Annotated in this window: 22 protein-coding genes; 9 read left to right on the plus strand and 13 right to left on the minus strand. The window is 57.2% G+C overall.

Annotated features, from left to right (window positions below; genetic code table 11):
- Nucleotides 1-145: 145 nt before the first annotated feature.
- The 3 genes from QCD60_RS03800 to QCD60_RS03810 all read right to left on the minus strand — a co-directional run bounded on the left by QCD60_RS03800 (nucleotide 146) and on the right by QCD60_RS03810 (nucleotide 2,270).
- On the minus strand, nucleotides 146-1,030 hold the full coding sequence (locus QCD60_RS03800) for a DUF4198 domain-containing protein (RefSeq protein WP_279782543.1): 885 nt from the start codon (nucleotides 1,028-1,030) through the stop codon (nucleotides 146-148).
- A 77-nt stretch (nucleotides 1,031-1,107) separates the two neighbouring features.
- Nucleotides 1,108-1,605, minus strand: a complete 498-nt coding sequence (locus QCD60_RS03805) for a DUF2271 domain-containing protein (RefSeq protein WP_279782545.1) — start codon at nucleotides 1,603-1,605, stop codon at nucleotides 1,108-1,110.
- Between the two features lie 59 nt (nucleotides 1,606-1,664).
- The gene (locus QCD60_RS03810; RefSeq protein ID WP_279782547.1) at nucleotides 1,665-2,270 is read right to left on the minus strand and encodes a PepSY-associated TM helix domain-containing protein; all 606 of its coding nucleotides are present in this window, start codon (nucleotides 2,268-2,270) and stop codon (nucleotides 1,665-1,667) included.
- 425 nt (nucleotides 2,271-2,695) lie between these two features.
- Here QCD60_RS03810 and QCD60_RS03815 point away from each other — a divergent pair, with 425 nt between their 5' ends.
- Nucleotides 2,696-4,846: a TonB-dependent siderophore receptor gene (locus QCD60_RS03815; RefSeq protein WP_279782549.1), complete on the plus strand. Its 2,151-nt coding sequence runs from the start codon at nucleotides 2,696-2,698 to the stop codon at nucleotides 4,844-4,846.
- A gap of 62 nt (nucleotides 4,847-4,908) precedes the next feature.
- On the plus strand, nucleotides 4,909-5,589 hold the full coding sequence (locus tag QCD60_RS03820; RefSeq protein ID WP_279782551.1) for a Fe2+-dependent dioxygenase: 681 nt from the start codon (nucleotides 4,909-4,911) through the stop codon (nucleotides 5,587-5,589).
- Between the two features lie 75 nt (nucleotides 5,590-5,664).
- On the opposite strand, the gene QCD60_RS03825 is transcribed toward QCD60_RS03820, so the two are convergent.
- From QCD60_RS03825 to QCD60_RS03840, 4 genes are read right to left on the minus strand one after another with little or no spacing between them, the layout of a single operon-like run.
- Complete coding sequence (locus QCD60_RS03825) at nucleotides 5,665-6,249, minus strand: Maf family protein (protein ID WP_279782553.1); 585 nt, start codon at nucleotides 6,247-6,249, stop codon at nucleotides 5,665-5,667.
- A 60-nt stretch (nucleotides 6,250-6,309) separates the two neighbouring features.
- The gene (gene mreD / locus QCD60_RS03830) at nucleotides 6,310-6,792 is read right to left on the minus strand and encodes a rod shape-determining protein MreD (RefSeq protein WP_104156418.1); all 483 of its coding nucleotides are present in this window, start codon (nucleotides 6,790-6,792) and stop codon (nucleotides 6,310-6,312) included.
- Complete coding sequence (gene mreC / locus QCD60_RS03835; protein WP_279782556.1) at nucleotides 6,789-7,850, minus strand: rod shape-determining protein MreC; 1,062 nt, start codon at nucleotides 7,848-7,850, stop codon at nucleotides 6,789-6,791. The genes mreD and mreC overlap by 4 nt, the downstream gene beginning before the upstream one ends.
- Before the next feature lie 23 nt (nucleotides 7,851-7,873).
- On the minus strand, nucleotides 7,874-8,911 hold the full coding sequence (locus QCD60_RS03840; protein WP_279782558.1) for a rod shape-determining protein: 1,038 nt from the start codon (nucleotides 8,909-8,911) through the stop codon (nucleotides 7,874-7,876).
- 407 nt (nucleotides 8,912-9,318) lie between these two features.
- Between QCD60_RS03840 and gatC the strand changes: the two genes are divergently transcribed.
- The 4 genes from gatC (at nucleotide 9,319) to QCD60_RS03860 (ending at nucleotide 13,747) form a co-directional block, all read left to right on the plus strand.
- Nucleotides 9,319-9,606, plus strand: coding sequence for an Asp-tRNA(Asn)/Glu-tRNA(Gln) amidotransferase subunit GatC (gene gatC / locus QCD60_RS03845; RefSeq protein ID WP_104156416.1), 288 nt, complete (start codon nucleotides 9,319-9,321; stop codon nucleotides 9,604-9,606).
- A gap of 108 nt (nucleotides 9,607-9,714) precedes the next feature.
- A complete protein-coding gene (gene gatA / locus QCD60_RS03850; RefSeq protein WP_279782561.1) occupies nucleotides 9,715-11,154 on the plus strand; it encodes an Asp-tRNA(Asn)/Glu-tRNA(Gln) amidotransferase subunit GatA in 1,440 nt (479 codons plus the stop codon).
- A 27-nt stretch (nucleotides 11,155-11,181) separates the two neighbouring features.
- Complete coding sequence (gatB, locus tag QCD60_RS03855) at nucleotides 11,182-12,633, plus strand: Asp-tRNA(Asn)/Glu-tRNA(Gln) amidotransferase subunit GatB (RefSeq protein WP_104156414.1); 1,452 nt, start codon at nucleotides 11,182-11,184, stop codon at nucleotides 12,631-12,633.
- A gap of 178 nt (nucleotides 12,634-12,811) precedes the next feature.
- Entirely contained in the window at nucleotides 12,812-13,747 is a 936-nt protein-coding gene (locus QCD60_RS03860) for a DUF808 domain-containing protein (protein WP_279782564.1), read from the plus strand.
- A 62-nt stretch (nucleotides 13,748-13,809) separates the two neighbouring features.
- On the opposite strand, the gene QCD60_RS03865 is transcribed toward QCD60_RS03860, so the two are convergent.
- The 3 genes from QCD60_RS03865 to pfkA form a co-directional block, all read right to left on the minus strand.
- A complete protein-coding gene (locus QCD60_RS03865) occupies nucleotides 13,810-14,097 on the minus strand; it encodes a YciI family protein (protein WP_279782566.1) in 288 nt (95 codons plus the stop codon).
- Nucleotides 14,098-14,134: 37 nt separating this feature from the next.
- On the minus strand, nucleotides 14,135-15,016 hold the full coding sequence (locus tag QCD60_RS03870) for a DMT family transporter (protein WP_279782568.1): 882 nt from the start codon (nucleotides 15,014-15,016) through the stop codon (nucleotides 14,135-14,137).
- An 87-nt stretch (nucleotides 15,017-15,103) separates the two neighbouring features.
- Nucleotides 15,104-16,105: a 6-phosphofructokinase gene (gene pfkA / locus QCD60_RS03875; RefSeq protein WP_279782570.1), complete on the minus strand. Its 1,002-nt coding sequence runs from the start codon at nucleotides 16,103-16,105 to the stop codon at nucleotides 15,104-15,106.
- Nucleotides 16,106-16,324: 219 nt separating this feature from the next.
- Between pfkA and QCD60_RS03880 the strand changes: the two genes are divergently transcribed.
- Nucleotides 16,325-16,804, plus strand: coding sequence for a peroxiredoxin (locus QCD60_RS03880; protein WP_279782572.1), 480 nt, complete (start codon nucleotides 16,325-16,327; stop codon nucleotides 16,802-16,804).
- Nucleotides 16,805-16,812: 8 nt separating this feature from the next.
- Here QCD60_RS03880 and QCD60_RS03885 read toward each other — a convergent pair whose 3' ends face one another.
- Nucleotides 16,813-17,604, minus strand: a complete 792-nt coding sequence (locus QCD60_RS03885; RefSeq protein ID WP_279782574.1) for a metal-dependent hydrolase — start codon at nucleotides 17,602-17,604, stop codon at nucleotides 16,813-16,815.
- A 204-nt stretch (nucleotides 17,605-17,808) separates the two neighbouring features.
- Here QCD60_RS03885 and QCD60_RS03890 point away from each other — a divergent pair, with 204 nt between their 5' ends.
- The gene (locus QCD60_RS03890) at nucleotides 17,809-18,474 is read left to right on the plus strand and encodes a hypothetical protein (protein WP_279782576.1); all 666 of its coding nucleotides are present in this window, start codon (nucleotides 17,809-17,811) and stop codon (nucleotides 18,472-18,474) included.
- A 42-nt stretch (nucleotides 18,475-18,516) separates the two neighbouring features.
- Here the strand turns inward: QCD60_RS03890 and QCD60_RS03895 are convergent, their stop codons facing one another.
- A complete protein-coding gene (locus tag QCD60_RS03895; protein ID WP_279782578.1) occupies nucleotides 18,517-19,125 on the minus strand; it encodes a hypothetical protein in 609 nt (202 codons plus the stop codon).
- Between the two features lie 301 nt (nucleotides 19,126-19,426).
- Here QCD60_RS03895 and QCD60_RS03900 point away from each other — a divergent pair, with 301 nt between their 5' ends.
- Nucleotides 19,427-22,039, plus strand: a complete 2,613-nt coding sequence (locus QCD60_RS03900) for a bifunctional diguanylate cyclase/phosphodiesterase (protein ID WP_279782580.1) — start codon at nucleotides 19,427-19,429, stop codon at nucleotides 22,037-22,039.
- A 57-nt stretch (nucleotides 22,040-22,096) separates the two neighbouring features.
- Here QCD60_RS03900 and QCD60_RS03905 read toward each other — a convergent pair whose 3' ends face one another.
- Nucleotides 22,097-22,873 (minus strand): hypothetical protein, encoded by a 777-nt coding sequence (locus QCD60_RS03905; protein ID WP_279782582.1) that lies wholly within the window; start codon nucleotides 22,871-22,873, stop codon nucleotides 22,097-22,099.
- Between the last annotated feature and the right edge of the window lie 100 nt (nucleotides 22,874-22,973).

Genomic DNA, 22,973 nt, shown 5'->3' on the forward strand with positions numbered 1-22,973 from the left:
TGAGCGGGCTCACGGGCCCGCTCACTCCCCAAACCTATTCACGACCTGAGAAAACGCCCTCGGTTAACTGAAGAACTCAGTCAGAAGGTCGCTTCATCCGCGTGCCGCGGACACCGGGCAGAGGGTGAATACCTCCCTGACAGCCTTACTGCGGCTGCACCACCAGCGTGGCGAAATAACCATAGCGCTCGCTATTGACCTTACCTTCTGACAGTTTTACTTCATCTTCCACTTCTACCAGATAGGGCCCTGCCATCGGCCACTCTACCTTGACCTTGCCTTCGCCATCCGTTTTCAGTGACTGGGTCAGGCGTTCATTGCGGTAGGCCGTCCCTCCTGGCGTCAGTTCAACCGCCAGATCCGCGGCTGGCTTACCATTCAGCAGAAACTGGAAGGTAGCTGGCTCGCCCGTGAACAGGTCTGCCGGATGGGTCAGGGGCACCATCTCAATACCTTTATTGGTAGGCTTCAGTGCCGCATCGGTCGGCTTGCCGCGGGTAACGAAGGTTTCCACCCGCGACAGTGAATGGACGATGTGCCTGGGTTTGCCGTCATCCGGCAGCTGCGCCAGCAGGGCTTCCAGCGTGTCGGCACGCATACCACGTCCCGGCCCCTGTGGCCCCATGCCGGGCTTGCCCTCGCCCTGTGGCTTATCTCCTTCCGCTTTGGGTGGCTCTGCTCCCTGCGGACGCTCGCGCATCACCATGTAACCTTCGTTTGTCTGTTCAAACTTGTAGGTACCGGGCTGCGTCAGCTCGTAGCTGAATACGCTACGGCGCTTATCGGTGTAGCCTTCTACCGCAACGCCCTGGCTGCCGTCAGGCATCAACGCCACCATGCCCTCCAGCCGGGCTGGCTTATCTGCCTGAAAAAGGGTGTTCGACGCCGACACATCGAAAGAGACCCACTCACTTTCATCGCCACTGACAATAGGCTGCAATGGCAGAATCCAGCGGCTGTGGGCCTGAGCCTGCATTGTCACCAGACCCATAGCCAGGGCCAGCGTCGAAACCAAAAACGTCTTTTTCATGCGTATCCGTCCTAAAGATGTACTAGCTAGGAATGGGTAATTCCGTTGATGAATCACAGCACGCAGCCTAAGCCTAATCAGGGTGTCAGCTGCAGCGTCACCTGACCGAGTTCCGTTTTGCCCTGCAGCTGCTCGGTATGTGCCTCAGCGGGTGGCCAGTCAAAGCTGACGCGCTGCAACTCCCGGTCACCCACTTCACGCACCACCTCCAGCGACAGCGTGTACTGGCCAGCTGGCAGTGCCTGTCCCTGCTGATCAACACCCTGCCACTGCAGCTGGTAGGTACCGGGCAAGCGGGTGGCACCGGAGACTCCATCAATGGGGCCATCCAGATCACGCCCGACGCGCCGCCACCACTGGCTGAGAACTTTCAGCCACTTGTCTTTCTTGCCCTGTTCATGCCACACCGCCAGGGTGTTCACCGCCTGACGCTGATCGTTTTCGATCCATACCGCCACATAGGGCCGGTGATATTCCGCAACCTTCATTGCAGGTACGACAAACTCAACGCGCAGATCAGCGGCCTGACTGGCAACCGCAGCCAGCAGCAAAGGCGCAGCAACGAAGTACTTCATGCTTATCTCCAGAAAATAGACACCGCACGGCCATGTCAGCCGCCGGGGGAAAACGATAATTACGGCACCGCCACCAGATATATCAGCAACGGAATGGCGCAGCCCACGGCTACCAGCGGCCATGTTGACCCGCGCTGACTGGCAAAGTGATACAGCAGCACCAGGCCACTGACGGAAAACACCAGAATGATCACTGCCGTCAGATCGATCAGAGCACTCCACCAGGCACCCGCATGGCGGCCCTTGTGCAGATCATTGAGAATCGCCACCAGCCCACGGCTTTCCTCTTCGGCCTCCACCACCCCCTCATCGAGATAGATGCTGATCTGGCGATACCCACCCGGGCGCTGGTAATCCAGATGCAGCTCACTATCCACCGCCTCCAGACGCTGCGGGGTGCCAGCCAGACCCTGGCCAGATAACCATTGCAGCAGTACAGGCTGGACACTGATCCACTGCCCGGCAGCCACTGCAGTCACCAGCTGCTGCTGGAGACCCTCTGGTAACTGCAATCGCTGCTCTGCTTGCGTAGGGTCCGCATCAAACCAGTCAGGATGGTTGAGGGTGACTCCCGTGATGCTGAACAACAACAGACAGGCCAATGCCAGCGCCGAACTGATCCAATGCACGGACTTCACCGCGCGCAACACCTTGCCTTTAAGCACGTCATCACTCTCATCATGAGCAGGTCAGCCTGCTTCTGTTTGATCTTGTCTGCAGTCCGTCGGGCTGTTCTGCTGCAGGTTGCAGGCGCCATGTCGCGATAGCCCGGCAGCACTGCAACGTACCGATGGCGCGCCAGTATAGCCAACGCGGCAAAAAACTCGACATAAACACGAATGAAAATGATTATACGTATTAACAATAGTTAAAAAATGTTACCCAGCCCCCCTCAGTCAATAATCCGCCTGTTTTTTCAGCTTTGTCAGCAAATATAAAAGACAAAATAAAATTTAAATACGAAAAATTATCATTTGTATTTTAATTTTTCACAGAGTAGATTCGTCGCACCTTCTCACCAGCCCTCGCACCTGGCGTGAAAGCCTCCCTTAACCCACCAGTATTCTGTAGTTGAAACAGGAGTCACAGAATGGCATCCGGCGGTATCACTTCTACTCAGCACAAAACCCTGCTGACCACAGCAGTGGGATTGGCTCTCACCTCATCAACCCTGCTGGCTCATGCCGATGACAACAGTCTGCAACTGCCTGTGGTCAGTATCGAAGGCAATCAGGTTGAAGAAGGTTACAAAGTAGAGAAGGCGGCTTCTCCCAAGTACACCCAGCCGCTGCTGGATACCGGCAAAACCATTACCGTCATTCCTGAGGAAGTGATCAAAGAACAGGGCGCCACCACGCTGCGCGATGTGCTGCGCAACGTCACCGGCATCAGTATTCAGGCAGGTGAAGGGGGAACACCTGCTGGCGACAACATGAGCATTCGTGGTTTCAATGCCCGCACTGATATCTACGTGGATGGCGTACGCGACCTGGGTACTTACACCCGTGACTCTTTCAATCTGGAGCAGGTTGAAGTGGCCAAGGGTCCGTCATCATCCATGAGCGGACGCGGCTCGACCGGCGGCTCCATCAATCTGGTCTCCAAGGCACCACGTCTGGACAGTTTCACCACTGCCAGCGTCGGTCTGGGCACAGACGAATACAAACGCGCCACCATCGATACCAACCAGAGCATTGGCAGTAACAGTGCTATCCGTCTCAATGTGATGGGCTACGATGCCGATACGGCTGGCCGGAATGAGGTCTACAACTCGCGCTGGGGGGTCGCGCCCTCCGTTGCCTTTGGCCTGGAAACCAATACCCGTGTGACCGTCAGCTATCAGCACATTCAGGAAGACAACATGCCGGATTACGGCATCCCCTGGGTTCCTACCACCAATACCGCACTAGCAAGCTATGCTGACAAGGCGCCACCGGTGAATTTCGACAATTTCTATGGTCTGGTCGAGCGTGACTACGAAGACATTATCAGCGACAGCCTGAAAATAGCTGCCGAACATGACTTCAATGACAACGTCACCCTGCGCAACCAGTTCACCTATACCCGCAGTGATCGTGACTCCATCATCAGCACGCCGCGCTTTAACGCTGATGGCAGCACCGATATCAAGCGAGAACTCAAAGGTCGCGATCAGGTCGACTCGATTTTTGACAATCAGACCGATCTGACCCTGCACTTTGCCACCGGTCAGGTGAAACACGATCTGGTGACCGGTATCCAGCTGACACGCGAGAAAGAAGAAACCATCACCCGTAACGTCAGCAGCAGTTCCGCACTGACTGACCTGTACCATCCCAATCCCTACGACAGCTACAGCGCCGTGCCGGAACGCACGCCAGCCAACGTCGGGGTGACCAATACTCAGTCGCTGTATGTCAACGACACTCTGCATCTGAATCCGCAGTGGCAAGTCAATGGCGGTTTGCGTCTGGATCATTCAGACACCGACTACACCGTGAAAACGGCCTCTCGTACCGTACCGCTCGGCACCTATAGCAATAACGAAACCACCCTGAGCTATCAGGCTGGTGTGAATTACAAGCCACGGGAAAACGGCAGCATTTACCTGTCCTACGGCAACTCGTTCAATCCTTCAGCCGAAGGTCTGGCGTTAAGTGATGCCACCAAGGATCTGGAGCCAGAAAAGAACCGCAGCTATGAGCTGGGTACCAAGTGGGAACTGCTGGACAGCAAACTGCTGTTGAGCGCAGCGGTCTTCCGTACCGAGAAGACCAACGCACGGGAAACCGATCCCGATGACAGCACCCTGTACGTCATGAATGGCAAGCAGCGTGTGCAGGGCCTGGAGCTGGGTGCCGTAGGCCAGATCACGCCTCAGTGGCAAGTGATCGCCAGCTACACCTACATGAAGAGCAAAGTGGTCAGTTCCGCAGACGAGGACATCGTCGGCCATGAGCTGAGCAATACCCCCCGTAACTCGTTCAGCCTGTGGAGTGACTACGACGCAGGCTACGGCATCAAAGTCGGCGCAGGTGCGCAGTATGTGGATGATCGCTACAACAGCACCGCCAACCTGCGTATTGCACCGTCCTACACCCTGTATGACGCGACCGTCTCCTATGCCGTCAATCCTGATGTTACCCTGCGTCTGAATCTGCATAACATCACAGACGAAGACTACATTGACAGCGTAGGTGGCGGACACTTTGTGCCCGGCACCGGGCGTTACGCCACCCTGACGGCAGATGTATCCTTCTGACCCATGCCTCACAACAGGGCGGTTAACTGAGCCGCCCTTTTATATTCAGGATATGACGTACCATGTTGCTTCCCATTCCCGATGTGCTGACCCGGGATCAGGTCAACGAATGCCGCAAGATCATGCAGGACGCTCACTGGATTGATGGCAAGGTCACTGCGGGCCACCAGTCGGCCAAAGCCAAGCACAATCTGCAACTGGCCGAAAACAGTGACGCTGCACGCTACATGGGGGAAATGATTACTACCGCTCTGGCCACCAATTTGCTGTTCATGGCGGCAGGCTTGCCAGGCAAGATCTTCCCACCGCTGTTTAACTGCTATCAGGGTGGGCAGTCCTTTGGCACCCATGTCGACAATGCCATTCGCCGTATTCCCGGCACGCCAGAGCGCATCCGTACAGACCTGTCCTGTACGCTGTTTTTGTCCGATCCCGATGAGTACGAAGGCGGCGAGCTGGTAGTCGAGGATACCTATGGCACGCATCAGGTAAAGCTGCCAGCCGGGCACATGATTCTCTACCCTTCAACCAGCCTTCATCACGTCACAGCCGTTACCCGGGGAGCGCGTCTGGCGTCGTTCTTCTGGCTGCAAAGCATGATTCGTCAGGACAACCGCCGCAGTCTGCTGTTTGATCTGGACATGTCGATCCAGCAACTTACTCAGGCTACCCCCGAGCACCCGGCCCTGATTCAGCTGACCGGCGTGTATCACAACCTGCTGCGCGAATGGGCCGAGGTCTGATACGACGACTGCAGAAAACACAAAGGCCGGGGATTCGCCACCGGCCTTTGTACCGCAATATCATCCCGCTTGAGATCAGGTCGCCTGAGTCAGCCAGGTAGGGACGCCCGCTTCAGCTAACAGCAACGCAGTTTCATGCAGAGGCAGCCCTACGACCGCTGAATAGCTGCCACGCACCCCCGCCACCAGCACGCCACCTTTGCCCTGAATACCATAGCTCCCGGCTTTATCGGCAGGCTCCCCCGTCATCCAATAGGCCTCTGCCTGTGCAACTGAGATCGGCATCATGCTGACATCGGTGGAGACAACCCGGCTAAATACCTGCCCCGCTGTCACGATGGCGATCGCCGTCAGCACCTGATGCCCGCGCCCACCCAGATTAACCAGCGTACGGACTGCGTCGGCCTGATCCAGCGGTTTGCCAAGAATCTCGCCATCCAGAACGACCGTCGTATCAGATCCCAGTACCGCGACATCATCACCCTGCAACCGGGCTACAGCCTGCGCCTTTTCAATAGCCAGACGTTCCACATAAGCGGCTGGGTCTTCACCAACCAGAGGAGTTTCATCAATATCGGCCACCTGCACGGTGAACTCTGCACCTATCTGGGTTAGCAGTTCACGACGACGTGGAGACTGGGAGGCCAGAATCAATTTCATGAGAGGCTACCTGAAACAAGAAGGGAAAACGGGGGAACAATACCAAGCAAGTTGATCGGATCAGCTGACAAAAATACGGCGCAGATCCCTGTGCACGACAAACCACCAGGGCCATAGCAAGGCGCTGATCAGACTGGGCAACATAAAGATCAATGACTCTGCGGCACCACCCTGCCACTGCTGCAGCCAGTGCCGCACCATTTGCAAAATGCCAATCAGCATGAGCACCACGAAGGATTGCTGAATCAGCGGGAAGTTACGCAGGCGCTGATGCAGCAGAGTAGTGAGATACGCCACCACCGTCAGCCCAATAGCGTTGGCCCCCAACGGGCTGGACTGCAGCAGATCCAGAAGCAACCCACATATCCATGCGGTCTTGACACCCACACGCTCTGGCAATGCCATGACCCAGTAGATCAGCGCCATGGCAACCCATTCGGGCCGCCCCCACTGCAGCATTTCTGGTAGTGGAATAGCACTGAGCATGAAGGCCAACAACAACGACAGCAGAATCAGCCAGCCACCCTTGGGGCCCTGCCTCATGGGGTCGCTACCTTTTTAGCAGCAGGGGTGGCAGCACTGGTGTGCGCATTCCCTGCAGCAGGCTTGGGTTTGTTGTCTGGTTTCCTGGCATCCGGTGAGGGTGCAGGGGCGGCCGTAGCGGCCGGCTTTTGCGGTGTACTCGTACCTGTGTTGGCTGCAGCATTGCTGGCAGGAGCCGGTACGGAGCCAGCCTGAGCATCGGCGCCTTCAGCGGGTACGGTAGCAGGATCAACAAGCGGCTGTGGCGACGGGAACAACAGCAATACATGGCGGCTACGGTCAAGCTGTGCACTGGGTTTGACTTTAACCAGCGCAAAAGGCTCCCCCGGATCATGAATCACTTCAGTCACCTCCCCGACCGGATAACCATAAGGGAAGCGCCCTCCCAGCCCGGAGCTGATCAGCAAGTCACCCTTGGTAATATCTGCAGTGTCAGGTACATGCTCAAGACTCAGCACACCCGGCACCCCTTCCCCAAAGGCAATGGCACGCAGACCGTTGCGATTGACCTGCACCGGAATGGCGTGAGCTGCGTCGGTGATCAGCAGCACCCGACTGGTGTAGGGGCCAACCTCAACCACCTGCCCCATAATACCGCCCGCATCCAGTACAGCCTGACCGACGTATACGTTGTCGTTACTGCCCTTATTAAGGACGATCTGATGCTGGAAAGGATCAGGATTAACACCGATGAGATCTGCCAGCAGCACACGCTCATCCAGACGCTGGGAAGCGTTGAGCAATTCACGCAGGCGAATGTTTTCTGCCGTGGTAGAGGCCATCTTCTGCACCTGGCGCTCAAGGAAGAGCACCTGAGTACGCAGACGATCATTGTCCTGCTGCAACTGCTCGCGGTTGGCGAGCGTTCGGTCAGCAGCACTCCAGACCTGATTAGGGACATCGACCACCCATTGAAGAGGGGCGGTGAAGACGGTGAGCCAGGAGCGTACCTGCGACATCCCCGACCAGTAGCGATCAGCCACCAGCAGAGATAGCGACAGGCACACCAAAACCCAGAACCACCACTTGGAAGAAGAACTACGGAAAATCGAACGCACAGTGGTTCTCTGTTATCCCTGACTTATTCGGATGACAACAGCTCAAAACCGCGGCTGTCCAACATCTCCAGTGCACGACCACCACCACGGGCCACACAAGTCAGAGGATCATCAGCGATGATGACCGGCAAACCGGTTTCCTCACTGATCAGTTTGTCGATATCACGCAACAAGGCACCACCACCAGTGATCACGATACCGCTTTCGGCGATATCGGAGGCCAGTTCAGGCGGACACTGCTCCAGTGCAGTTTTAACTGCCTGCACAATGGTAGACAGCGGATCTTGTAGCGCTTCCAGAATTTCGTTGGAGTTCAGCGTGAAGCTGCGCGGGATACCTTCTGACAGATTGCGACCACGCACATCGATTTCACGGATTTCAGCAGAGGGATAGGCACAGCCCACTTCCTGCTTGATACGCTCAGCCGTAGCATCACCAATCAGGCTGCCGTAGTTGCGACGTACATAGGTCGAAATGGATTCGTCAAAACGGTCACCACCCACACGCACAGACTCGGCATACACGATACCGTTCAATGACAGGATAGCGATTTCGGTAGTACCACCACCGATATCCACCACCATCGAACCGGTTGCTTCATCTACTGGCAAACCTGCACCAATGGCCGCCGCCATGGGTTCATCAATCAGATAGACCTCACGCGCACCCGCACCCAGTGCCGACTCTTTGATCGCACGACGCTCAACCTGGGTAGACTTGCAGGGCACACAGACCAGCACACGTGGGCTGGGAGTAATGAAGGAGTTTTCATGCACTTTGTTAATGAAGTGCTGGAGCATTTTTTCGGTGACATGGAAGTCAGCAATAACGCCGTCTTTCATTGGCCGGATAGCAGTGATGTTACCGGGAGTTCTGCCCAGCATACGCTTAGCATCAAGACCGACCGCCGCGACCTGCTTCTGGTTGCCCACTTGACGAATGGCCACCACTGATGGCTCGTTGAGTACGATGTCCTTGTTGCGGACATAAATCAGGGTATTGGCCGTTCCCAGGTCAATGGATAGATCGCTTGAGAACAGTCCACGGATTCGTTTGAACATGAGACTAATAGCTTCTTATGCAGGCTGATGAGTGCGTGAGCGGGCGTCAGTAAACTGCCAAACTCTAACAATGGCAGGGATTTTGAGCAAGGCGTAAATATGGTACCTTACCAGCCTTTGAGCAGCTCGCCGTCCATGCCTGGCGAACCTGACGCTCTCGCGCGATTTGAGGCGCTATTCTAGCCGAGCAGCCAACCATAAGAAACTGCTGATTGGTACAGTACTGTTGCAGGTTACAACCGGAAATACCCGGGCAAATGTCAGAATTTGTCGATATTGGCGGGTAAGCAGGCAATGACCTTGGCACGTTGTCGCTGCACTGCGACAAAGGCGCAAGGCCGTCAGCAACGGCTGACAGAAAGGTATGGATGGGCTGGCAAAATCTTCTGAAAGGTGGATGACACTACATGGCACTTCAGCAATCCGACGTAGAAAAAATTGCACACCTGGCCCGACTGCAACTGGAAGAGTCCAGTGTTGAGGGATACGTGCGCAATCTTTCCAATATTCTCGCTCTGGTCGATCAGATGCAGGCGGTGAATACCGACAATGTCGAGCCATTGGCCAACCCCCTGGACGCCGTTCAACGTCTGCGTCCTGACGCCGTAACCGAGGAAAATCAGCGCGACAAGCTGCAGGCTAATGCCCCTGCGCAGGAGCGCGGACTGTTCCTGGTGCCCAAGGTCATCGAGTAATTCCTGGCACTTTTTCAACCTTAACGACAGCTGAAATCACCAGAGCCCGCTCTCTGGTCTGTTTCTTCTACATATTCCGCTGATCGACAGCACAGGATGCCTTTTCCCATGCAACAACACACTCTGGCCGGGCTGGCCAAACAACTTCAGGACGGCCAGTGCTCTGCCACTGAACTGGCACAGGACTATCTGGGCCGTATCAAGGCAGACACCACCAACTCCTTTATCAGCGTGACCGAAGAGATCGCGCTGCAACAGGCGAAAGCGGCTGACGAACGCCGCGCTGCAGGCAATGCCGGTCTGCTGACCGGCCTGCCCATCGCTCACAAAGACATTTTCTGCACCGAAGGCGTGCGTACCTCCTGCGGCTCAAAAATGCTCGATAACTTTATCGCTCCCTACAATGCCACCGTGGTGGAGAAGTGTGCTGCCGAAGGCATGGTGATGCTGGGCAAAACAAACTGTGATGAGTTCGCCATGGGCTCCTCCAACGAGAACTCCTTCTACGGAGCGGTAAAGAACCCCTGGGATGCCGAACGCGTACCCGGCGGCTCTTCGGGTGGCTCCGCCGCCGCCGTTGCCGCAGGCCTGGTACCCGCTACCACCGGTACTGATACCGGCGGTTCCATTCGCCAGCCCGCTGCATTCTGCGGTATTACCGGTCTGCGCCCCACCTATGGCCGCGTGTCGCGCTGGGGCATGGTCGCCTATGCCTCCAGTCTGGATCAGGGCGGTCCCATGGCACGCACCGCAGAAGACTGCGCGCTGCTGCTGCAGGCCATGGCAGGCTTTGACCAGAAAGACTCCACCAGTGCCCAGCGCGACGTGCCCGACTACAGCGCCAGTCTCAATGCCCCGCTCAGCGGCCTGAAGATTGGTCTGCCGAAGGAGTTCTTCAACGCTGATCTGGATGGGCAGATGGCAAGCGTGCTGCAGGCTGCCATTGACGAATACCGCAAGCTGGGCGCTGAAGTGAAGGAAATCAGCCTGACCAACGTTGGTCTGTCGATTCCTGCCTACTACATCATTGCCCCGGCCGAAGCCTCTTCCAACCTGTCCCGCTTTGACGGTGTTCGTTATGGCTATCGCTGCGACAACCCCAAGGATCTGATGGATCTGTACAAGCGCAGCCGTGGTGAGGCCTTCGGTGAAGAGGTCAAACGCCGCATCATGGTCGGCACCTACGCCCTGTCCGCTGGCTATTACGATGCTTACTACCTGAAGGCACAGAAGATACGCCGTCTGATCCAGCAGGATTACATCGCTGCCCTCAACGACGTGGATGTCATCATGGCACCGGTAACGCCGACCCCTGCTTTCAGGATCGGTGAAAACACCAATGACCCTGTCGCCATGTATATGGAAGATATTTTCACCCTGTCCCTGAACCTCGCGGGTCTGCCCGGTATGTCCGTGCCCGCTGGTTTCATCGGCCACCTGCCGGTGGGTCTGCAGCTGATCGGTAACTTCTTCGAAGAGTCCCGTCTGCTGAATGTTGCCCACCAGTTCCAGCAAGTGACCGACTGGCACCTGCGTACCCCAGCCTGAGCCCGGATGAGAAGAGGTATATAGAAGATGCAATGGGAAGCCGTGATCGGTCTGGAAATTCACACCCAGCTCGCCACTCAATCGAAAATTTTCTCCGGTGCCAGCATTGCGTTTGGTGCCGAACCCAACACCCAGGCCTGTGCTATTGACCTGGCGCTGCCTGGCACCCTGCCGGTATTGAATGAAGAAGCGCTGCGGATGGCGGTCAAGTTTGGCCTGGCCATCGGTGCCGAGATTGGCAAGAAGTCCGTCTTTGCCCGTAAAAACTACTTCTATCCCGATCTGCCAAAAGGTTATCAGACCAGCCAGTTCGAGTTCCCCATCGTCGGTAAGGGCGAAGTGGAAATCGAGCTGGAAGACGGCAGTCGCAAGGTGATTGGTGTGACCCGTGCGCACATGGAAGAAGATGCAGGCAAGTCACTGCATGAAGACTTCCAGGGCATGACGGGCATCGACCTCAACCGTGCTGGTACTCCCCTGCTGGAGATTGTTTCCGAGCCAGACCTGCGCTCCGCCAAGGAAGCCGTGGCCTATCTGAAGAAGATTCATGCCATCGTGACCAACCTCGGTATCTGTGACGGTAACATGGCAGAAGGCTCTTTCCGCTGCGACGCCAACGTTTCCGTGCGTCCCAAGGGCCAGGAAAAGTTCGGCACCCGCGCCGAGATCAAGAACGTCAACTCGTTCCGCTTTGTCGAAAAAGCCATTCAGTACGAGATCGAACGTCAAATCGATCTGATCGAGGACGGTGGTGAAGTGGTGCAGGAAACCCGCCTGTACGATGCCGACAAGAACGAAACCCGTTCCATGCGCTCCAAAGAAGAAGCCAACGATTACCGTTACTTCCCCTGCCCTGACCTGCTGCCGATCATCATCGATGACGTCTATATCGACGCAGTACGTCAGACCCTGCCCGAACTGCCCGACAGCCGTAAGGCCCGCTTTATGGAACAGTACGGTCTGAACGATTACGACGCTTCCAACCTGTCGGCCTATCGGGATCAGGCGGACTATTTCGAGGCCGTTGCCAAAGTCTGTGGTGATGCCAAACAGGCCGCCAACTGGATGCTGGGCGAAGTCGCCAAGTATCTGAATCAGAACAGTCTGGAAATTGCCCAGATCCCCGTCCCTGCAGCCAACCTGGCACAGCTGATTCAGCGTGTTCTGGATGACACCATCAACTCCAAGATCGCCAAACAGGTCTGGGATGCGATGTGGAATGGCGAAGGCGATGCTGACACCATCATTGCCGCCAAAGGTCTGAAACAGGAAACCGATACCGGTGCACTGGAACAGGTCATTGATGACGTCATCGCCAAGTGCACACCTCAGGTGGAGCAGTATGTGGCTGCCGAGCCAGACAAGCGTGGCAAGATGCTGGGCTTCTTCATGGGCCAGGTGATGAAAGCCTCGGGCGGCAAGGCCAACCCAGGTCAGGTCACCGGATTGCTGAAGAGCAAGCTCGACAAGCTCTGCTGATCACACCGTTAGCCCGTCATGCAACGCCGCGTTTTCGCGGCGTTGCTGTTTCTGCCCAGCCGATACGAATTGAAAGCCTCGGCTGGCAGACAGATTGCAGCCACTGTCACACTAAACGCCGCTACTGAACGGCTATACTGTAGCCTTTGATTTTCTCAGAGATATAAAGGACTGAACGATGGCAGGATCAAGCCTGATTGCACTCATCGATGATATCGCCACCTTGCTGGATGATGTCTCCGTCATGACCAAGGTAGCCGCCAAGAAAACCACTGGCGTACTGGGCGACGACCTCGCTCTCAACGCCCAGCAGGTAACCGGCGTACGTGCCGAGCGTGAGCTGCCGGTGGTTTGGGCGGTGGCCAAGGGCTCGCTGCTGAACAAGGTCATTCTCGTTCCGGCTGCGCTGGCAATCAGTGTCTTTATTCCCTGGGCTATCACGCCATTACTGATGGTAGGCGGTGCTTTTCTCTGTTTTGAGGGATTCGAGAAAGTCTTCCACACGCTGTTCCACAGCGCAGCGCATCACCAGCAGGAGGAAGAACTCAAACAAGCGGCAGACGACAGCACTACGGATATGGTTGCGTTTGAACAGGCCAAGATCAAAGGTGCCATCCGCACCGACTTCATTCTTTCTGCAGAGATCATTGCCATCACGCTGGGCACGGTAGCCGATGCCGCCCTGCTGGATCAGCTGATTGTCCTGTCGCTGATTGCCGTACTGATCACCCTGGGGGTGTATGGCATCGTTGCTGCCATCGTCAAACTGGATGATGGCGGCCTTTATCTGTGCCGCCGTGAGGGCCAGGGCACCCTGCCCAGACTGTTGCGAGGGCTCGGGCGCGGCATCCTGCGTGCCTGCCCCTATCTGATGAAAGGCCTGTCGGTGGTTGGTACGGCAGCGATGTTTATTGTCGGCGGCGGTATCCTGACGCACGGAGTGCCGGTGGTGGGGGAAACCCTGCACCACCTGAGTGAACACAGCGAACAGCTGGCAGGCGTCGGTCCGGTGCTGGGCTGGATCACTCCCTCTCTGCTCAACGCGGCAGCAGGCGTGATAGCTGGCGGCATAGTGCTGGCGGTCGTCAGCGTAATCCAGAAACTGCGCGGTTAGTGCCTTCCCCACTGCCAGCAGTATCCGTCTGACTTAACGCCGCCATGCCATCACCGGCGGCTTTATGGCAGCAGGTGCTCCAGACCTGGTGCAGTCATGCTGGGTACAAACTCCATCAGGGTATACTGCGCCAGACCAAGGCGGGCGAAAGGGTCCTGTGCCAGCACGTCCTGTAATGCCTGCCTGCTCTCTGCCTTTGCCAGTATCACTCCGCCTGTACGCGGAACCAGCCTGCCTGAAACCAGAAAAACCCCGGCTGCATACTGCTGCCTGAGATACTCGACATGCTCAGCCAGCACCGCATCGACCTCGCTGAGGTCACAGACATAGTTCAAGGTCACCACAAACACAGCGTTTATCTCCCTTCACTGATCACCCATCTGAACACTACTTACGTACACCCAGCACTAACCCGGCAAGGATCAGCACACCACCTATACCGTGATAAGGCAGCAAGGACTCACCCAGCAGCGTTACCCCGAGCAAAGCGCCGAACACCGGCATCAGGAAGATAAACAGACTGGCCGCTGAGGGGCCGAGAATGCCGACACCATGATTCCACAGCAGATAGGCCACGATAGAGGCAAAGACGCCGGTAAAAGCAATTGCCGACAGGTTGGTCAGGTCAATAGCGAATCCTCCCTGCTGACTCCACTCCCACAGATAAAAAGGCAGAATCATCGGCACACCCAGCATCACCACGACCGCCAGCAGTGTGACGGGAGGAATACCGAGGTGACGCTTTTTCAGCAGCACCGAGTAGAGTGCCCAGCAGCCGACTGCCACTAGCATCAGCAGGTCGCCATGATTGAACGCCAGACTGGACAGAACCTGCCAGTTCGCTTTGGAGACGATAACAATCATGCCGATAAAGCCCAGTAGCATTCCGCCCGTTTGTCGTCCCGTCGGCCGCGCTCCCAGCATCAGCCAGGCTGCCAGCATCGTCGTCATGGGGATCAGAGTATTCATCAGAGCAGTATTGATGGCCGTGGTTTTCTGCACGGCCATATAAAGGATGGAGTTGTAAGCACCGACACTCAGCACGGCCAGCAATGCCAGCCAGGGCAGCTGCGGCCTGATCAGCGGCCAGTGGCTGCGAATACTCTGCCAGGTCAGAGGAATAAGAATGGCGCCCGCCAGCGTCCAGCGCCAGAAAGCCAGAGAGATGGGAGGCATATGCCCCACCAGCCCACGGCTGACAACGGCATTGGCCGCCCACAAAAACGTAGTGGCCGCCAGTCCCAGTGCAGCCCACCAGGTACGATTCATTGATGACTCCTTAACATCCGGTCTCGGTCTGTGTCACATCAGCCACAGAGCATTGAGGCACACACAGCGCTTTGCCATCGGTGATGGTCAGCCTGCCAGGGTAGCGACCATATCGATATAGCGGGGGTCCAGCACTTTGCGCTGGCAGGCGAGCTGCTGCAGAGGAATCGCCACCACCCGGTTCTGATCCACGCCCAGCATCACCCGGTCGGCACCGGCCAGCAGATAGCGGACGGCCTGCTCGCCGAGCATCGATGCCAGCACCCGGTCGTGACCTGTGGGTCTGCCACCGCGCTGGATATGCCCCAGTACACAGACCTTGGCCGCGTGTCCGGCCTGCTCCAGCTGAGCGGCCACATCGTAGCTGTAACCAGGCTTTGGCCCTTCGGCAACCACAACAATACTACTGCGCTTGCCGCGTCCTCGCGCCAGATCGAGCTTGTCGATCAGTGTCTGCGCCTGAAAAGGCCGCTCTGCGGTGATCACCTCTTCGGCTCCTCCGGCCAGCGCCACCTGCACGGCGATAAAGCCACTGGTGCGCCCCATTACTTCGACCAGAAACAGACGCTCCAGCGCATCCGCGGTATCACGAATACGGTCGATGGCCTCCAGTGCGGTATTGACGGCGGTATCAAAGCCGATTGTGTCATCGCTGCCCCAGATATCGTTGTCGATGGTACCCGGCAGGCCGATCACACGAATACCGTGCTCCTCGGCCAGCAAATGCGCACCGGTCAGTGAGCCATCGCCGCCGATGATGACCAGCGCATCCAGACCCAGCTCACGGCAATGTCTGGCCGCCAGCGCTCGCCCTTCAGCGGTACGAAACGCTTCACTGCGTCCCGTTTTCAGGACGGTTCCACCACGCTGGATGATGTTGCCGACCGAAGCCGTGTCGAGGGTTTGCCACTCACGCTCCAGCAGGCCGATATAGCCGTGCAGAATGCCGGTTACCTTGATGCCTGCCTGAATAGCGGTGCGCGTGACGGCACGGATAGCGGCATTCATACCTGGCGCATCACCGCCACTGGTTAGTAAGCCGATATGGAGCAGAGACTGGCTGGCTGTTTGGTCTTGTAATTGCCACATGATGATTCCTCAGGCCGCCACTCGTGGTGTATCGCTCATCATCAGCAAGCAGATACAGCACACCACCTGAGTGGCGGCCAGATTGCAGGGAAGGACATGACGGTGGCCATGTCCCCTTATTGAGGATGGCCGCTTTTATAATGCACAGGAAGCTATCACAATCATTCCGGCTTGCCACCCAATCAATCGTATAAGTCGGCCAGACTCACAGAGGAGTGCATGATGCTCTCGACCCCACTTCCTTCCACTACCCTGTGGCGCCTTGATGAGCAGGGCGTCAGCAGTGGCAATAGCCTGCAATGGCTCGGTCAGGGCAAAGTGCTGCTGATCGGCGTCCCCGGGGCCTTCACGCCCACCTGCAGCAATCAGCATCTGCCCGGCTTACTGGCCAGCAAAGATGCCCTGCAGGCGGCAGGTGTCACCACGCTGGCCTGTATGGCTGTCAACGATGCATTTGTAATGGCTGCCTGGGGCAGGCAGTTAAGCGCTGAAGGAAGCATCCAGATGTTGTCCGACGGTCAGGCAGAACTGACCCTGGCACTCGGGCTGCAGCAGGACGCCAGTGCACGCGGGATGGGTATACGCTGCAAGCGCTTTGCCCTGCTACTGGAAAACGGCGTGATCACCAGAGCGTGGGTGGATGAGCCCGGCCGCTTTGAGTTGACCAGCGCCGAGCACATTCTGGCGGAGTTAAGCTGAGCCGCTGATCAGGACCACAAGGAGCGGCACCAGCGCAGCAGTTCAGTCAGATGCTGACTGGCCTGCTCCCATAATCCGGGTTGCGCTGGGGCTTTCAGGCTATGCAGATCCGTCAGGCTCGGCCAGTGGCTGGGCCCCTGCCACACCGCCTGATGCAGCACACTCTGCCAGGCCGCCGGGCTGGGGCTGATCCAGAAGGTAACCAGTACCAGCAATGCCATCACTATGGTCAGCCCCGGATATTGCCAGTCGGTAATTTTCAGCGCCGTACCGAAGGATTTCTTTATCCGCGCACCAGACAGGTCGACGCTATACAGCTCATCCAGCAGCAGATGGATGGTCGCGCCGATAAAGACGAAGGTGCCAACGCCCCAGGATGTTCGGGGGCTCAGAAAGAAGTAATGATGGGCCAGAGCCACCGTGATAAAGGCAAACAAGGTGTTAGCCAGCAGCGAATGCAGCATGCCACGATGAACCGTAAAGCGGGCGAAGATGGCCAGTACCGGGTAGCGTACGGCCAGATAGGCGAGGATTCCCAGCAGCCACAGCATCCACAGCGGCAACACCCCCACCTGATCAGCCACCAGCGAGGATGCAAACATCGCTCCCATGATACTGAACACCAGCTGTATCGACTGGGAATGGTCAGAATCGATATCCGGTAGCAACCCACCGAGGGTTCCCGCCAGCCAGAAAATCAACGCTTCCTCTGCGGTTGCCGCACCGACGGACAACGCCGCCGTCGACAACGCCCCACACGCAGCAGCAGCTACTGCGGTATGAGTTTTGAAATCAGCCATGACAAAAATTAACCGCACTATCGTTGCAAACCGCGCCATTCTACCTGATATGCAGGGCAAAGCACTGTATATAAAAACAGATCACTTTTCCGTGGCCACGTGCAGAACCTTGTGAGCCCGTACCGACAGGGCAAGCAACGCGGAGCAGATCGTCAGTACATGCTGAAGCAACGTCTGCATTTACCTTGAGGAGCCGTCCCGACCATGATCATTCTCTATCTGCTGCTGGCTGGCGTGCTGCTATGGTGGCTATGGAGTCACTTTGCCACCCTGCGTCGCATGGATCGCAAGATACTGCTGCTCTGCCTGCTGGGGCTGGTACTGATCGGCGCCGGTATCATCGGGCGCCTGCCGTGGTTCTCGGCGCTGATTGGAGCCGTGCTGCCCTGGCTTGGTAAAGCCTGGCCCTGGCTGATGCGGGCTCTGGGGTTATGGACGTATGTCAAAAAGCAGCAGCGTATCATTCGGCTGCAGCATGATGACAAGGGCCTCGATGGGCTGGTTCTGCGCGGTCCGCTACAACAGCGTACCCTCAACAGCCTGACACCCACCGAACTGCAGCAGCTCAGGCTGTATTGCCAGCAGGACCCGTTCAGTCTGGCCCTGCTCAAGCAGTGGTGGACACTAAGCCAGCTCGGCCCCTGGCAGGAGGCGCCGCCCCCGGCCGCCCATCAACCGATGAGCAAAGACGAGGCGCTGGCCGTACTTGGCTTACCCGCCCATGCAGACAGGGCCGACATAGTGGCCGCACATCGGCGCCTGATCAGTCGCCTGCATCCTGACAAGGGTGGATCAGACTGGCTGGCCGTGCGCGTGAATACGGCACGGGATATCCTGCTGGCTGCACTACCTCAGGATGATCCTTCTTAAAAGCTGTTCACACTCTGCGTCGCATCCCGCGACACTGCCTGCTCAGAAACTGGAAAGATCATCCGGCGAAGAGTAACGATGCTGGCGCTCCAGCCGTTTTTGCTCCTCGGTTTTGCCTGACTCATTGGCAGGATTCAGCTTGACCACCGGCGGCTTGGGATAGGGGTTAAAACTGCTGTAGAAATACTGGATCATGCTGTCGCAATCCCCCTGCCGTACCCCGACTGGCCCGCGACTGTTCTTGATCCGCACGTACTCCTCCAGAAACGCCGACTCGGTCATGACCCAGCCCCGCACCGTGGCTACTTTATCCAGCAGCCAGTCACGGGTCACACTGGGGTCTTTCAGCATGCAGGCACTCAGCTGATTGATCTGCTCCAGATACCCGAGCCGCTCGTTATCCGGCTTCTTCGCCACCGCCACGGCCTGATACAGCTTGGCCACATCAATCATGAACTCACGCAGCCGCGTGCGCTCAGGGCCATACCACTCCAGCCGAATACGCCGCTCCACACCATCCCATAACGCATTGTGGTTGGTGTCGGCATAAGCCGCAGCGGGAGTACCGGCGTTACTGGCCAGCGAAGGCATCTCCTGCAGCTCTTCGATGGTGACAACGTCATCCGCTCTGGCCGCCAGGGACACCAGCAAAATTAGACAAACCCCGGTTTTATACATAGCTTAATCACTACAAGTGAATGGAAGTGGCTTATGTTCAGCACCCAGCCCGGCTGACAACCTGTTCACGCGCCAGAGCTGCAAGACCCTGTTCTCTATCGCTTTGCTTCGCCTGTGCTGATGCACACTCAACGCTGTACTAGTCTAGTTCAGCCCTGTGACATCGCGAGTGCAGCAAAGCAGACTGGAAACACAAACCGTGCCGCTCATCACATCGTGAACCGTTATCCGGCCCAGACTGCAATATGTATTCAGAACAAGTAGAGCAAACATCGTGCTGATAGTTACTGACTCAACCAGACGTGTGTTGTATTGGGACGAAGCCATCAGTCGTATGACCGGCCTCACCCCGGCACAATTCGAGTCCACTGCGCTGTATCGGCAACTTGCCCAGGTAATTGAACAGCCCGCCAGCGCCCCCTTGCTGCAAACCGTTCCTCTTGCCGACAGCGACAGCCAGCTGCTCGCCACGGCAGATCGCCTGCATATGGGTGATGACGCCATTCTGCTGCTGATCACACTGAATCAGCCTCGCCCCGGCCAGCTGCCCTGTATCAGTCTTGACCTCAAACATGAGCAGAACCAGCCCAATCAGGCGCTGCTGCAACTGGCCGAAACCATGCACTGCGATTATCAGCAGCTGTTGCCCGAAGTGATTCAGCAGAACTGGAAAGACATCCCGCTGGCCATTTTCAGTACAGAGGTGCATTACCAGAACCTGCTGCTACGCTGGCTGGTCATGCCGCGCGCAGATGGCCAGACCCTGTATTGTCTGGGCATGCCGGTGGATGAGCAGGAGCTGTATCAGCAAATCCTGGAATACTCGGTGGATGGCATCTATCAGACCCATCGTTCCGGCAAAATCCTGTTCGCCAATCAGGCACTGTTGCAGCTGTTTGGCTACGACAATCTGGAGGGGATGCAGCGAGCTATTCAGGACGTCAGCAGCGATCTCTATGTCCATCCAGAGCATCGTCACCAGTTTGTCTCCCTGCTCGATGAACATGGCATCGCCGAAGCCTTTGAATGCCAGATGCGTACCGCGACCGGCAAAATTATCTGGCTAAGACAAAATGCCCGCTCGGTGCGGGGTATCAACGGCAAGACGGTATTCATTATCGGCACGGTATCCGACATCACCCAGCAGAAGCGGGCCGAACAAGCCCTGCGCTATGCCGAAGAACAATACCGTGGCCTGTATGAAAACGCCGTGGCGGGCCTGTTCCGCAGCTCCATCAAGGGCTACTTCCTCAGCGTCAATCCGGCGCTGGCCACCATGTTCGGCTTCAATTCACCTGCGGCCTGCATTCGCTACTACACCGACCTGAGCAATCAGCTGTACGTCAAACCGCAGCAGCGCAAACAGCTGCTGCGACAGATGCTGAGCAACAAGGACGTGATACGTAATGAGATGGAGGTATACCGTCGCGACGGCAGCACCATGTGGATACTGCAGAATCTGCGACTGGTGCGTGATGCCAATGGCAAGGCACTGCATATCGAAGGCTCCACCATCGATATTACCCAGAGCAAGCAGGCCCAGCAGCGTATCAACCATCTGGCCCACCATGATTCCCTGACCCAGTTACCCAATCGTATTGCTCTGGCACAACAGATCAGCCGCTGCCTTGGCGAAGTCAGCAAGGGGCTGTGTTCCGGCTTCTATCTGCTGATGCTGGATCTGGATAACTTCAAGGACATCAATGATACCCAGGGCCATGGTCTGGGCGATCAGCTGCTGCAGATCGTTGCTGATCGCATCCGCTCACTGCCTGCCCAGCATTTCGATGTGGCCCGTATCGGCGGCGATGAGTTTGCGCTGCTGGTCCGCCAGAATGATCAGACCATAGAGACCTTCTGCCAGCAGCTGCTGGATGTCATCGCCCAGCCCATGCAGCTCAGCAATCAGCACTTTCGTATCAGTGCCAGCATCGGCGTGGTCCATTACCAGCCCACAGACCCGCTGCAAACGGCGGATCAGGCGCTACAGCGTCTGCTGCGTCAGGCCGATCTGGCGCTCTACCAGTCCAAGGATAACGGACGTAACTGCTACAGTTTCTACTCCCCCGACCTGGATGCCCGTCTGCAGGAGACCCGTCAGCTGGAGCGTGACCTGTACGATGCGCTGCGCTCTGAGGAGCAGTTCTTTCTGGTGTTCCAGCCGCTGATCAACTGTACCAACGGCCGCCTGCTGGGGGCCGAAGTGTTGCTGCGCTGGCAACACCCGGATCGCGGGCTGATCTCACCGGCACAGTTCATCCCGCTGGCGGAAAGCTGTGGCCTTTCATCGGAGCTGGATGACTGGGTACTGCGCCATGCCTGCCAGCAGTTACGCCAGTGGCAGGATCGCGACCGTCCCCTGCCCCTCAGTGTCAACCTGTCGGCCCAGCAGTTCTCTCAGCTGGACCTGCTGTCACGCATTCAGGGTCTGATTGACGAATTCGCCATCGCACCGGCCTATCTGGGTCTGGAACTGACCGAAACGGCCGCCCTGACCAACCACCAGACGGCCGTCATGGTGCTGAAGCAATTACGTGAGCTGGGTATCAGCATCGCGCTTGATGACTTCGGAACGGGGTACTCGTCGCTAGGTTATTTGCAGGACATGCCGGTCACCAAGGTCAAACTGGACCGCGCCTTTATTGCCGGTATCGTCAGCGACCCGCGCCAGCGCGCCATTGTCTCGGCGGTGGTTAGTCTGGTTCGCAGTCTGGGGCTGATACTCAATGTGGAAGGGGTGGAGACCGTGGAGCAGTTCAAAGTCCTGCAGGCGTTTCATGTGGATGAGCTGCAGGGTTTTCTGCTGGGCCGCCCGGTCATTGCAGCAGAACTGGAACGCCAGTGGCTGGGGGCGGAGGGCTGGCAGGCGCTGACCCTGCCAGACTGAGCCCTGTTCTCAGATCAGGCTCGCGTTCCGAACGAGCCGGGTTTACACAGCTGGCGCTCAGGGCGCCAGCCAGCCAATCTCCTCTGCGGTGGTTTTACCAATCACGACCTGCGACAGGTCATCGGGTATTTCTGCCTGCTGCGGCGTCAGCGGAATACGCCCGGCCATCAGCTCAGCCTGCCGCTGTGGCAACAGTGGTTGCTGTTCAGGATGGGCAAAACCACCCGGATACGCCGGGTACAGCGTCTGTGGGTCATATTTGTCAGTGGCGCCAAAGTTATGCAGTAATTCATGGGCCAGAATGACATTGTTGACCTCCCCTAGCGTCTTGCTGGCATAACCATACACCACGCCCATCCATAACTTCTCAATGCCAAAAGCATGCTGCGGACGCTGCAGGTTTTCTGGTCCATAAAGCACCAGAAACAGATCCACATCACTGTGCTCACGGTTCTCCACCCGCCACCAGTGCCACCAGCGCAGCTCGAGGCTCCACCACATGATTGCCAGTGCACTGGCGCCGGGTTCCGGTTGCGGCGGAGGTAACACCTGCACCTGGCTATCCAGCGCCAGATGAATGGGTTGATCCAGAGGCAGGCCGTAGTCAGCCGCCTGCTCATTGAGAAAGGTTTCAATATCAGCAAAATCGGTGTTGGTCAGACTCTCCATATAGTGCTGGGTGCTGGCCTCGCCATCACCGTTAAGCAGATGCACATTGACCCACACAGGGCGTTGCCAGTGGCTTAACTGCCATGACTTCCAGACCGTAGACTGCAGCGCCAGAAACAGCGCCCCCAGCAGCACCGTCAGGCGTATCAGCTTCCAGACACTCATGACACACCGACCTCTGCAGCATCCCCTACCCTGCTCATATGTGCGTTCATGCGTTCTTCTCCCTGCCATGACGAGTTTTGCTTCAGAGTGCAGACACCAG

The organism is Pokkaliibacter sp. MBI-7, from assembly GCF_029846635.1.
Taxonomy (GTDB): domain Bacteria; phylum Pseudomonadota; class Gammaproteobacteria; order Pseudomonadales; family Balneatricaceae; genus Pokkaliibacter.